The sequence below is a fragment of the Cellulosimicrobium composti genome (genome assembly GCF_010287905.1).
Classification (GTDB): domain Bacteria; phylum Actinomycetota; class Actinomycetes; order Actinomycetales; family Cellulomonadaceae; genus Cellulosimicrobium; species Cellulosimicrobium composti.
Genome location: NZ_JAAFAN010000001.1, coordinates 102,666 through 115,323 on the forward strand (window position 1 = coordinate 102,666; position 12,658 = coordinate 115,323).

Sequence of the window (12,658 nt, forward strand, 5' to 3'; positions counted from 1 at the left end):
TCATGGTCGGGCGCCTGTGAGGACGGTGTTGATGACCACGCCGCAGTATCGGGACGCGCACCGGGCACCCGCCCTGTCCGCCCCTCCCACGGCATCCGGTCTCTACGACCCCGCCGCCGAGCACGACGCGTGCGGCGTGGCCTTCGTGGCGACGCTCCGCGGCACGCCCGGACGCGACATCGTTGACGCGGGCCTGACGGCCCTGCTCAACCTCGACCACCGCGGCGCCGTCGGCGCCGAGGAGAACAGCGGCGACGGCGCCGGGATCCTCACGCAGATCCCGGACGCGTTCGTGCGCGACGTCGTCGACGCCGAGCTCCCGCCCGCCGGGCACTACGCCATCGGCATGGCGTTCCTGCCGCAGGACGCGGACGCGGCCGCCGCCGCCGTGCGCGGGGTCGAGGCGATCGCCGCGGAGGAGAAGCTCGAGGTCCTCGCCTGGCGCGACGTCCCCGTGACGGCCGACCTCGTCGGCCCGAGCGCGCGGGCGTCCATGCCGCTGTTCCGGCAGGTCGTCGTGGCCGACCCGGCGCGCGAGCTGTCCGGCGTCGAGCTCGACCGCCGCACCTACCGCCTGCGCAAGCGCGCGGAGAACGAGCTCGACCTGTTCTTCGCCTCGCTCTCGGCACGCACCCTCACGTACAAGGGCATGCTCACGACGGCGCAGCTCGAGCCGTTCTTCCCCGACCTGTCGGACCCGCGCTACGCGAGCGAGATCGCGCTCGTGCACTCGCGGTTCTCGACGAACACGTTCCCGTCGTGGCCGCTCGCGCAGCCGTTCCGCATGATCGCGCACAACGGCGAGATCAACACGGTGCGCGGCAACCGCAACTGGATGGCCGCGCGCGAGGGCACCCTCGCGAGCGACGCCCTCGGCGACCTCGCGCCGCTCCTGCCGGTGTGCTCGGACGGGTCCAGCGACTCGGCGAGCTTCGACGAGGTGCTCGAGCTGCTGCACCTGTCGGGCCGCTCGCTGCCGCACGCGGTGCTCATGATGATCCCCGAGGCGTGGGAGAACCACGCCGAGATGGACCCGGACCTGCGCGCGTTCTACGAGTACCACTCCACGCTCATGGAGCCGTGGGACGGGCCGGCGTGCCTCAACTTCACCGACGGCACCCTCATCGGCGCCGTCCTCGACCGCAACGGCCTGCGCCCCGGTCGCTACTGGGTGACCGAGGACGGTCTCGTCGTGCTCGCGAGCGAGGCGGGCGTGCTCGACCTCGACCCCGCGACGATCGTGCGCAAGGGCCGCCTCGAGCCGGGTCGCATGTTCCTCGTCGACACCGGCCAGGGCCGGATCGTCGAGGACGAGGAGATCAAGTCGCAGCTCGCCGCGCAGCGCCCGTACGCGCGGTGGGTCGCGGAGAACGCGGTCTACCTCGACCAGCTCCCCGAGCGCGAGCACGTCGCGCACAGCCCCGCGTCCGTCGAGCGCCGCCAGCGCGCCTTCGGGTACACGCAGGAGGAGCTGCGGGTCATCCTCACCCCGATGGCCAACACGGGCGCGGAGCCGCTCGGCGCGATGGGCACGGACACGCCGATCGCGGTCCTCGCGAAGCGACCGCGCCTGCTCTTCGACTACTTCACGCAGATGTTCGCCCAGGTGACGAACCCGCCCCTCGACGCGATCCGCGAGGAGCTCGTCACCTCGATCGGCGGGGCCATCGGCCCCGAGCCGAACCTGCTCGTGGACACCCCGGAGCACGCGCGCAAGCTCATGCTGCCGTTCCCGGTGCTCGACAACGACCAGCTCGCCAAGATCATCCGCGTCGACAAGGACCCGAACCTCGCGGGCATCTTCCGCGCGGTGACGATCAGGGGCCTGTACCGCGTGGGCGGCGGGGGAGAGGCGCTGCTCGAGCGCCTCGAGGAGATCTTCGCCGAGGTCGACGAGCACGTCGCCGCCGGTGCGAGCTTCATCGTGCTGTCGGACCGCGACTCGGACGCCGAGCACGCGCCGATCCCGTCGCTCCTGCTGTCGAGCGCCGTGCACCACCACCTGCTGCGCCGGCACACGCGCACCCAGGTGTCGCTCGTCGTCGAGGCCGGCGACGTGCGCGAGGTGCACCACGTCGCGCTCCTCATCGGGTACGGCGCCGCCGCGGTGAACCCCTACCTCGCGATGGAGACCGTCGAGGACCTCGCGCGCCGCGGGTACCTCGCGGTCGACCCGGACAAGGCCGTCGCGAACCTCATCAAGGGGCTCGGCAAGGGCGTGCTCAAGGTCATGAGCAAGATGGGCATCTCGACCATCTCCTCGTACCGGGGCGCCCAGGTCTTCGAGGCCGTCGGGCTCTCGCACGACCTCGTCCAGGCGTTCTTCACGGGCACGACGTCGCGCCTCGGCGGCATCGGGCTCGACGTCGTCGCGGCCGAGGTCGCGGCGCGTCACGTCGACGCCTACCCCCGCTCGGGCAACCACCGCCCGCACGTGCGTCTCACCACGGGCGGCGAGTACCAGTGGCGCCGCGACAGCGAGGAGCACCTCTTCGACCCGGAGACGGTGTTCCGCCTGCAGCACTCCACGCGCGAGCGCCGGTTCGACATCTTCCGCCAGTACACGCACCGCGTGGACGAGCAGTCGTCGCGGCTCATGACGCTGCGCGGCCTCCTCGAGCTCCGCGAGGGCGAGCGCCCGCCGGTGCCGCTCGACGAGGTCGAGCCCGTGAGCGAGATCGTCAAGCGCTTCAACACGGGCGCGATGTCGTACGGCTCCATCTCGGCCGAGGCGCACGAGACCCTCGCGATCGCGATGAACCGCCTGGGCGGCCGGTCGAACACGGGCGAGGGCGGCGAGGACCCGGAGCGCCTGTACGACCCGGAGCGTCGCTCGAAGGTCAAGCAGATCGCGTCGGGCCGCTTCGGCGTCACCAGCGAGTACCTGACGAACGCGGACGACATCCAGATCAAGCTCGCCCAGGGCGCCAAGCCCGGCGAGGGCGGTCAGCTCCCGGGGCACAAGGTGTACCCGTGGGTCGCGAAGACCCGGCACTCGACGCCCGGCGTCGGCCTCATCTCGCCGCCGCCCCACCACGACATCTACTCGATCGAGGACCTCGCGCAGCTCATCCACGACGCGAAGAACGCGAACCCGGCCGCGCGCATCCACGTCAAGCTCGTCTCCGAGTTCGGCGTCGGGACGGTCGCGACGGGCGTGTCCAAGGCGCACGCGGACGTCGTGCTCATCTCGGGTCACGACGGCGGCACGGGCGCGAGCCCGCTGACGTCGCTCAAGCACGCGGGCACGCCGTGGGAGATCGGCCTCGCCGAGACCCAGCAGACGCTCGTGCTCAACAACCTGCGCGACCGCATCGTCGTGCAGGTGGACGGGCAGATGAAGACCGGCCGCGACGTCGTCGTGGCGGCGCTGCTCGGGGCCGAGGAGTTCGGCTTCGCCACCGCGCCGATGGTCGTGTCGGGCTGCGTCATGATGCGCGTGTGCCACCTGGACACGTGCCCGGTGGGCGTCGCGACGCAGAACCCCGAGCTGCGCGCCCGGTTCACGGGCAAGCCCGAGTTCGTCGTGAACTTCTTCGAGTTCATCGCCGAGGAGGTGCGCGAGTACCTGGCGCGCCTCGGCTTCCGGAGCATCGAGGAGGCCGTGGGTCACGTCGAGCTGCTCGACGCGCGCAAGGCCGTCGACCACTGGAAGGCGCAGGGCCTCGACCTCGGCCCGATCCTCGAGCAGCCCGTGCCCGTCGAGGGCGCGTCGCTGCGCAACACGACGACCCAGGACCACGGTCTCGAGAAGGCGCTCGACAACCAGCTCGTGACGCTCGCGGCGGACGCCCTCGAGCGGGGCGAGCCGGTGCGCATCTCGCTGCCCGTGCGCAACGTCAACCGCACGGTCGGCACGATGCTCGGCCACGAGGTGACCAAGCGCTACCGCGGCACGGGCCTGCCCGACGACACGATCGACGTGACCCTCACCGGGTCCGCCGGCCAGTCGCTCGGCGCGTTCCTCCCGCGCGGCGTCACGCTGCGCCTCTTCGGGGACGCGAACGACTACGTGGGCAAGGGCCTGTCGGGCGGGCGGATCATCGTGCGGCCCGACCGCAACGCCGTCCTCACCGGGTCGAGCAATGTCGTCGCCGGCAACGTCATCGGCTACGGCGCGACGTCGGGCGAGATCTTCCTGCGCGGCCGCGTCGGCGAGCGCTTCGGGGTGCGCAACTCCGGCGCGACGCTCGTCGTCGAGGGCGTGGGCGACCACGGCTGCGAGTACATGACGGGCGGCACGGTCGTCGTGCTCGGCCCGACGGGCCGCAACTTCGGCGCCGGCATGTCCGGCGGCACGGCCTACGTGCTCGACCTGCGCGAGAGCGCCGTGAACACGAGCGCGCTCGCGACGGGCGAGCTCGGTCTGAGCCCGCTCGAGGACGCCGAGGTGGCGCTCGTCGAGCAGCTCGTCCGTCGTCATCACGAGGAGACGGGGTCGCCCCTCGCGGCCGAGCTCCTCGAGGACTTCCCCGCGGCCGTGCGGCGCTTCACGCGCGTCCTGCCGACCGACTTCGCCCGCATGCGCTCGGCGCTCGAGAAGGCCGAGTCGGCCGGTCTCGACCCCGCGGCGCCGGGCGTGTGGGACCAGATTCTGGAGGTGGCCCGTGGCTGACCCCCGCGGATTCCTGAAGGTGCGGGAGCGTGAGCTCCCGCCGAACCGCCCGGTGGCCGTGCGCCTGCGGGACTGGAAGGACGTGCACGCGCACCTCGAGGAGGGGCAGCCGTTCCTCAAGGAGCAGGCGGGCCGCTGCATGGACTGCGGCATCCCGTTCTGCCACCAGGGCTGCCCCCTCGGGAACCTCATCCCCGAGTGGAACGACCTCGTCTACCGCGAGCAGTGGGCCGACGCGATCGACCGCCTGCACGAGACGAACAACTTCCCCGAGTTCACCGGTCGCGTGTGCCCGGCGCCGTGCGAGTCGAGCTGCGTGCTCGGCATCAACCAGCCGCCCGTGACGATCAAGAACGTCGAGGTCTCGATCATCGACGAGGCGTTCGCCCGCGGGTACGTCACGCCGCAGGTGCCGCAGCGCCTCACCGGCTTCACGGTCGCCGTCGTCGGGTCCGGGCCCGCCGGCCTCGCCGCCGCGCAGCAGCTCACGCGCGCCGGCCACACGGTCGCCGTGTACGAGCGGGACGACGCGATCGGCGGCCTCCTGCGTTACGGCATCCCCGACTTCAAGCTCGAGAAGCACCACATCGACCGTCGCATCGCCCAGATGGAGGCCGAGGGCACGCGGTTCCGCCCCGGCGTCGAGATCGGCGTCGACATCACGTGGGACGACCTGCGCGCGCGGTACGACGCCGTCGTGGTCGCCACGGGCGCGACCGTGCCGCGCGACCTGTCGATCCCCGGGCGCGAGCTCGACGGCATCCACTTCGCCATGGACTTCCTGCACCAGGCGAACGCCGTCGTGGCCGGGCGCGAGGTCCCCGACCAGATCACCGCCACCGGCAGGCACGTCATCGTCATCGGCGGCGGCGACACCGGGTCGGACTGCCTCGGGACCTCGCTGCGCCAGGGCGCCGCGAGCGTCACGACGCTCGCGATCGGCAAGCGGCCGCCGCTCGAGCGGTCGGCGACGCAGCCGTGGCCGACGGACCCCATCGTGTTCGAGGTCTCCACGTCCCACGAGGAGGGCGGCGAGCGCGAGTTCCTCGCGTCGACCGTCGAGTTCCTCGGCGACGAGAACGGGGCGGTGCGCGCGCTGCGTGTCGCGGAGACCGAGTACCTGCCTGACGGCCGTCGCGTGCCCAAGGAGGGCACCGAGCGCGAGATCCCCGCGGACCTCGTGCTCGTCGCGATGGGCTTCACGGGACCGGAGACGGCGACCATCACGGACCAGACCGGCGCGGACCTCACGGGGCGCGGCCTCGTGGCGCGCGGCGACGACTTCGGGTCGTCGCTGCCCGGGGTCTTCGTCGCCGGCGACGCGGGGCGTGGGCAGTCGCTGATCGTGTGGGCGATCGCCGAGGGCCGGGCGGCGGCGGCATCCGTCGACGCCTACCTTCAGGGAGGGACCGAGCTGCCCGCGCCCGTGCGCGCGAGCACCGTGTCCTTGCGCGCTTGACGTGCACCCCGACGTCGGGTGTCCGGCGCCGGGACGATGAGCGGGGCATCCTAGGGAGGGGCACCCCGCGACGACCGGCTCCCGGCCGGTCGGAAGACTAGAGGCTGGAGATATGCGCAGAGCAAAGATCGTCTGCACCATCGGACCCGCGACCGAGTCGAAGGAGCAGCTCCGCGCGCTCGTCGACGCGGGCATGGACGTGGCGCGGATCAACCGCAGCCACGGCAGCGCCGAGGAGCACGCGGCCGTCTACCACGGCGTGCGCGAGGCCGCCGCCCAGTCGGGCCGGTCCGTCGCGGTGCTCGTCGACCTGCAGGGTCCGAAGATCCGCCTGGGCCGCTTCGCCGGTGACGAGAAGCACTGGCTCGAGGAGGGTGACACCTTCACGATCACGACCGAGGACGTCGTCGGCACGAAGGAACTCGTCTCCACGACGCACAAGGGCCTGCCCGGCGACGCGCGCGTCGGCGACCCGATCCTCATCGACGACGGCAAGGTGCTCGTGCGCGTCACCGCCGTCGAGGGCCCGCGCGTCGTGACGCGCGTCGAGGTCGCCGGCCCGGTGTCGAACAACAAGGGCCTCAACCTGCCGGGCGTCGCGGTCTCCGTGCCCGCGCTGTCCGAGAAGGACCAGGACGACCTGCGCTGGGCCCTCCAGCTCGGCGCGGACATCATCGCGCTGTCGTTCGTGCGGTCCGCGAAGGACTTCGAGGACGTCAAGCGGATCATGGACGAGGAGGGCCGCACGGTCCCCGTCATCGCCAAGATCGAGAAGCCGCAGGCCGTCGAGAACCTCGCCGAGATCGTCGACGCGTTCGACGGCGTCATGGTCGCCCGCGGCGACCTCGCCGTCGAGCTCCCGCTCGAGCAGGTGCCGCTGGTCCAGAAGCGCATCGTCGAGCTCGCGCGTCGCAACGCCAAGCCGGTCATCGTCGCCACGCAGGTGCTCGAGTCCATGACGAACTCGCCGCGCCCGACGCGCGCCGAGGCGTCCGACTGCGCGAACGCCGTCCTCGACGGCGCCGACGCGGTCATGCTCTCCGGCGAGACCAGCGTGGGCGAGTACCCGATCCTCACGGTCCAGACGATGGCCCGCATCATCGAGGCGACGGAGGAGGCCGGCCGCGAGCGCATCGCGCCGCTTGGCTCGACCCCGCACACGCGCGGTGGCGCCATCACGCGCGCCGCCGCCGAGATCGGCGAGATCCTCGGCGCGAAGTACCTCGCGACGTTCACGCAGTCGGGCGACTCGGCGCGCCGCATGTCGCGCCTGCGCTCGTCGATCCCGCTGCTCGCGTTCACGCCGCGCGAGCACGTGCGCAACGTCCTGTCGCTCACGTGGGGCACCCAGACGTACCAGGTGCCCGAGGTGGAGAACACCGACGCGATGGTCGGCCAGGTCGACACGACCCTGCAGGCCAACGGCCTCGCCGAGGTCGGCGACCTCGTGGTCGTCGTCTCGGGCGCCCCGGTGGGCCAGCCCGGCACGACGAACTCGATCCTCGTGCACAAGATCGGTGACCACTCCGACCTGCGCAAGTGACCCGCCCGCGCCCCTGACGGCGCGGACCGGCACCTGACGCCCGACGGCGGCGCCCCTCCCGGGGCGTCGCCGTTCGTCGTCCCCGGGGTGGGTCCGCCGGGGTCGCCTCCCGCGGCGCCCCCCTCCTCTGCGGGCCCTGCTCCCGTCGCCGTCGAGCGGGCACGCTGTGGGTGGGCGGCCCGGTGCCGCCGCCGGACGGGTCGGGTGAGAAGCGCGTCAGAGCCGTGCTCCGGGACGAGCACGACGGACCGGGGCGACGGGCGCGCAAGCCCGAGCACCCGAGTCGTCCCGGCGACCCCGCGGCGACCCGCGCGTGCCCGCTGTGGCCCGCCGCAAAGACGGAGACGTGCGGCGGGTCCGGGCTCTAGCCTCCTGGGATGCGTGCCGTGCCGTTCTCCCTGGACCCTGCGGTCGTGCGTGAGGTCGACGCGCGGCTGGACGGCGTCGTGCGCGACGAGCGCGTCGCGGTCCCGCTCGCGGTGGAGAGCGGGAGCCGGGCGTGGGGGTTCCCGTCACCGGACTCGGACTACGACTGCCGGTTCGTCTACGTCCGTGCGGAGGCGGAGTACCTCGACCCGTGGCCGCGGCGCGACGTCGTCGAGACCCCGCTCGACGCGGTGCTCGACGTGAACGGGTGGGACCTGCTCAAGGCGGTCCGGCTGCTCGTGAAGGGCAACGCGACGGTGCTCGAGTGGGCGCGGTCGCCGATCGTGTACCGCGCCGACGACGCGTTCCGTGCCGAGCTGCTGGCGGTCGCGGAGCGCGTCGTCGACCGTGACGCGCTGCGGCGGCACTACCTGCACGTCGGGCTCGGGCAGCGCGACCGGTGGTGGGCCGGGTCGGAGGTGCCGCTGAAGAAGGTGTTCTACGCGCTGCGTCCGGCGGCGACGCTGCGGTGGCTGCGGGTGCGTCCGGGCGACGTCGTCCCGCCGATGGACCTCGCCGCACTGCTCGCGGAGGGTGAGGCACCCGGCGGTGTGGTGCGGGAGGCGTCGGCGCTCGTCGCGCGCAAGGCCGTGACGCGCGAGACCGGCTCCGGCCCGGTGCCGGGTGCGCTCGCGGCGTTCGTCGACGACGAGCTGGCGCGCGCGTCCGCGGTCGCGGCGGCGCCTGCCGCCGGGCGCGCGGCCGCGCGCGAGGAGGCCGCGCGGTTCTTCCGGGCGGCGGTCGCGCGGTACGGCCCGGCCGCGCCGCGGGCCGGCACGGCCCGGGGCGCGCTCACGCCCGCACGGGGCGCAGGTCGCTGACCCACCGCGGGGCCGTGGGCGCGGTGGCGAGGCGCGCGAGCATCGCGTCGAGCACGGCGGTCCGGTCGAACTGCAGCGCGTAGGCGCGGGCCGCGGCGGCGCGGGACCGCCGGGCGTCGTCGTCGAGCGCGAGGACGTCGTCGAGCGCGCGGGCGATCGCGGCGGGGGAGCGCGGCGGGACGATCGTCGCGTGCGGCCCGACGGCCTCGCCGATGCCACCCGTGTCGGTCGTGACGACCGGTCCGCCGCCCGCGAGCATCGCCTCCGCGAGCGCGATGCCGAAGGTCTCGACGAACTCGGGGCGCGGCTTGCTCGGCAGGACGAACGCGGCGCTGCCGGCCATGAGGTGCGGCTTCGTGGCGTCGTCGACGTCGTCGAGGAAGACGACGCGGTCGGCGGCCGTGCTCGCGGCGGCGCGGGCGCGGAGCTGGGCCTCGGCCGGACCGCGCCCCGCGACGACGAGCCGGGCACCGCTCGCGGCCGACGAGCGGGCGAAGCCGTCGACGAGGTCGTCGACGCCCTTCGCCGCGGCCAGACGCGAGAGGAAGAGCACGTAGGGCCGGTCGTCGAGCCCGCGCCGCGCGAGCACGTCGTGCGTGACCGCCGGGTCGAGGTCGGTGTACGCGCTCGTGTCGATCGCGGGGTAGGACACCTGGACGCGCTCCGCGCACTGCTCGGCGAAGAACGTGCCGTGCCGGTCGTCGACCTGGCGTGCGCACGCGACGAGGAGGTCGCGCGTGTACCGCGAGACGGCGACGCACAGGTCGTTCGCGAGGTAGCCCGCGAGGACGTGCGCGGCGGCGCCGAACCGCCCCTCCGCGACGCACGAGCGGACGACGTTCGTCACGTCGGAGCCGACCGCCTCCGCGACGGTCGCGACCTCGACGGGCAGCCCGGTGCTCCGGGCGACGCGGACGGCGTCGGTCACGGCGGTCGTGTGGGGGCTGAGGTAGAGCGACAGGCAGACGGTGGGCACGCCGTCCGTGAACAGCTCGACGAGGCGGCCGGTGAGCCCGGCGAGGTACCGGCCGTCGGGCACCTTGTCGTCCCCGACGGGCTCCGGCCGCTCGACCTCGATGCCGGGGCTGTAGGGCAGCACCGAGTCGAGGGGCTTGAGCGGGAGGCCGGCGGTCGCGAGGCGCTCGACGGGCCAGGTGACGATCCGGACCTCGGTGAAGCCCTGGCGCAGGGCGGCCTCGGCGAGGTTGCGCGCCTCCCCGGAGTGGCCGCAGATCACGGGGTCGGCGCGCACGACGACGACGAGGCGGCGCGGGGCGGCGTGGGGCGTGAGGGTCATGGCGTCTCCGAGGTCGGGTCGGTCGGGTGGGGTGCTGCGGTCCCGTCGGGGTACGACGGCGGTCGGTGCTCGGGCGCGGTTCCCCACCCGGCGGGTTCGGGGCCGAGCTCGAGGAGCAGGCGTCCGCCGCGGCGCACGCGCGCGGCGGGGAGCCAGGTCCGGTCGAGGGGCTGCCCGTCGAGCCACGCGGCGCGGACGTACCGGGGCGAGGTGCCGGGTCCGGGCTCGGCGAAGCCGGTGGTCTCGACCGTCAGCACGCCGCCCGGCACGTGCAGGCGGGACTCGGCGAAGGACGGTGCGTTGACGAGGAAGAGGGACTGCCCGGCGACGGGGAACAGCCCGAGGGACGCCCAGACGTACCAGGAGCTGAGCGCGCCGGAGTCGTCGTTGCCCGGCAGACCGCCCGGCCCGGTGCCGAAGCGCTGGTGCACCACGCCGTGCACGACCTCCGCCGTCCGGTCGGGCCGGCCCGCGTAGTGGTAGGCCCAGGGCGCGTCCATGTCGGGCTCGTTGTTCAGGCCCTCGAAGCGGTCGAGCGCATACCCGGCGGCCATCTCGGCCGCGTCCGGCCGCTCGCCCGGCTGGACCACCGGCGCCGCGCCGAACCCGAAGAAGCGGTCGAGCAGCGCGACGAACGCCTCGTCGCCGCCCGCGAGCGCGATCCGCCCCGCCATGTCGTGCACGAGCCGGAACGAGTAGTTCCACCGCCCGCCCTCGTAGAACGTCGAGTCGCGCAGGAGCCCGGTCGCGGGGTCGAACGCGGCGGTCCAGCCGCGCGCGTACCGCGCGAGCTCGTCGGCGAGCGCGTGGTCGCCCACGCGGCGCGCGACGCGCCCGGTGCACCAGTAGCCGAACGCGAGGTCGAGCGTGTGGCTGACCGGGTGCGCCACGCCGTGCAGGAGGTAGTCCTCGCCGTAGGTGCGCCGCAGGTCGTTGTGCATGTGCACGAGCGCCCAGTCCCAGTCGACGCCGGGCGCGTCGAGCGCGCACAGGTCCGCGAGGAACGTCTGGGCGAGCGCGCTCGCCTGGCGCGAGAACCGGTCGGCGCCCCGCGCCATCCGGTACCCGATCGGGAAGTTCCCCTCCTCCTCGCAGACGTGCAGCAGGGCCGTCGCGAGCTCGACGGCGCGGTCCGGCCAGAACGTCGTGAGCAGCGGGAGCTGCGTGCGGTAGACGTCCCACATCGTCGACAGGTCGAACGCGAACGGGGTGTCGCCGGGCCAGAACGGGCTCTCGCCGGGCGCGAGGCACGGCTTGAGCAACGCGTGGTAGAGCGCCGTCGCGAACACCGAGCGGCGCGCCGGGTCCGGGCACTCGACCTCGATCCGGCCGAGGTGCTCGTCCCACGCCCGGGTCGTGGCCGCGTGCCGCGCGTCGAAAGACGCCGGGCCAGGGCCGCAGTCGGCGGCGAGGTTGGTGCGCGCCTGGCCGGGCCCGCGCAGCGAGAAGCCGAGCCGGACCTCGACGACCTGGCCCGCCGTCGTCGGGCCGGCCCACAGCAGCCCGAACGGCCGGAGCGTCGTGGGCCGGATGCCCCCGAGGTCGAGGCGCGTGCTGCCCGGCATGAGGCGGCGGTCGTACCAGAGCATCTGCCGCCAGCGGTGCGCGTCGCACTCGACATGGACGGCGAGGGGCGCTCCCTCCACGACGACCTCGCCCGCCGCGGTCCCCGGGCCGAGCGTCGCGAGGTGGGCCCGCAGCGGGACCGTGGCGCCGTGCGCGATCGCGAGCCCCCCGAGCGACAGGTCGACGACGAGCCGCGCGTCCGCGTGCGCAGGGAACGTGTAGCGGTGCACCGCGCTCTTGGGACCGACGGTGATCTCGCACCGCACGCCGTTGCCCAGCGTCGCCGCGTACCGGCCGGGGGACGCCTCCTCGTCGAGCAGGTCCCACCGCGCCCCGAGCGCGTCGAGCGGCTCGAGCATGGGCGTGACGCGCACGTAGTTGTAGTACTTGCGGATCGCGCCCGTGCCGGACTGCTGGAAGTGCGTGAACCCGGACGCGACGGGATTGTCGAAGAGCGTCGAGGGCACGCCCTCGGTGCTGAGGTCGTAGCGGCCGTACCCCGTCGGGTAGGCGCCCGAGTAGGCGCACGCGGAGACCATGCCCAGCGGGTAGGTCGCCCCCGGGTGCGTGTTGCCGACGAGGGGCTTGGGCGACCACCACGTGGCCGCGAGCCCGGTCGGCGGCGGGAGGTCGGTCGCGGCCGTGCCGACGAACGGGTCCACGTCCTCGAGCACCGTCACCTCCCGGCGGGCGTCCGGGCGCGCCCCTGCTCGGGACGCTAGGCGCGGGGTGTGTCGTCCGTGTTTCCGCCCGCTTCCGGGTGCGTGACGGTCCGGGCGGTGCTCGACGGCGGCCGTGCGCGAGCCGCGCGACCGACGGCCGGGTGACGAGGGGTGCCCCGGGTGGGATTCGAACCCACACTGGATCGGGTTTGAGCCGAACGCCTCTGCCGGTTGGGCTACCGGGGCCGCGCGCGAGGACGTCGTCCGAC

Annotated in this window: 6 protein-coding genes and 1 tRNA gene; 4 read left to right on the forward strand and 3 right to left on the reverse strand. The window is 73.7% G+C overall.

Features of this window, described 5'->3' with window-relative positions:
• Window positions 1-31: 31 nt before the first annotated feature.
• The 4 genes from gltB (at window position 32) to GYH36_RS00465 (ending at window position 8,864) form a co-directional block, all read left to right on the forward strand.
• Complete coding sequence (gltB, locus tag GYH36_RS00450; RefSeq protein ID WP_162288797.1) at window positions 32-4,615, forward strand: glutamate synthase large subunit; 4,584 nt, start codon at window positions 32-34, stop codon at window positions 4,613-4,615.
• A complete protein-coding gene (locus tag GYH36_RS00455) occupies window positions 4,608-6,074 on the forward strand; it encodes a glutamate synthase subunit beta (RefSeq protein WP_024840202.1) in 1,467 nt (488 codons plus the stop codon). The genes gltB and GYH36_RS00455 overlap by 8 nt, the downstream gene beginning before the upstream one ends.
• Before the next feature lie 112 nt (window positions 6,075-6,186).
• Window positions 6,187-7,617 (forward strand): pyruvate kinase, encoded by a 1,431-nt coding sequence (gene pyk, locus GYH36_RS00460; protein ID WP_024840203.1) that lies wholly within the window; start codon window positions 6,187-6,189, stop codon window positions 7,615-7,617.
• Window positions 7,618-7,994: 377 nt separating this feature from the next.
• The gene (locus GYH36_RS00465) at window positions 7,995-8,864 is read left to right on the forward strand and encodes a nucleotidyltransferase domain-containing protein (RefSeq protein WP_024840204.1); all 870 of its coding nucleotides are present in this window, start codon (window positions 7,995-7,997) and stop codon (window positions 8,862-8,864) included.
• Here GYH36_RS00465 and GYH36_RS00470 read toward each other — a convergent pair.
• The 3 genes from GYH36_RS00470 to GYH36_RS00480 all read right to left on the reverse strand — a co-directional run bounded on the left by GYH36_RS00470 (window position 8,836) and on the right by GYH36_RS00480 (window position 12,635).
• Window positions 8,836-10,161: a glycosyltransferase gene (locus tag GYH36_RS00470; RefSeq protein WP_024840205.1), complete on the reverse strand. Its 1,326-nt coding sequence runs from the start codon at window positions 10,159-10,161 to the stop codon at window positions 8,836-8,838. The two genes, GYH36_RS00465 and GYH36_RS00470, sit on opposite strands and share 29 nt — an antisense overlap.
• Entirely contained in the window at window positions 10,158-12,401 is a 2,244-nt protein-coding gene (locus GYH36_RS00475; RefSeq protein ID WP_115943669.1) for a glycoside hydrolase domain-containing protein, read from the reverse strand. The genes GYH36_RS00470 and GYH36_RS00475 overlap by 4 nt, the downstream gene beginning before the upstream one ends.
• A 160-nt stretch (window positions 12,402-12,561) precedes the next feature.
• Window positions 12,562-12,635, reverse strand: a tRNA-Leu gene (locus GYH36_RS00480).
• Between the last annotated feature and the right edge of the window lie 23 nt (window positions 12,636-12,658).

Bases quoted from the DNA above. Each gene is read 5' to 3' on its own strand.
- gltB (WP_162288797.1), top strand. From the start codon at position 32: ATGACCACGCCGCAGTATCGGGACGCGCACCGGGCACCCGCCCTGTCC.
- pyk (WP_024840203.1), top strand. From the start codon at position 6,187: ATGCGCAGAGCAAAGATCGTCTGCACCATCGGACCCGCGACCGAGTCG.
- GYH36_RS00465 (WP_024840204.1), top strand. From the start codon at position 7,995: ATGCGTGCCGTGCCGTTCTCCCTGGACCCTGCGGTCGTGCGTGAGGTC.
- GYH36_RS00470 (WP_024840205.1), bottom strand. From the start codon at position 10,161: ATGACCCTCACGCCCCACGCCGCCCCGCGCCGCCTCGTCGTCGTCGTG.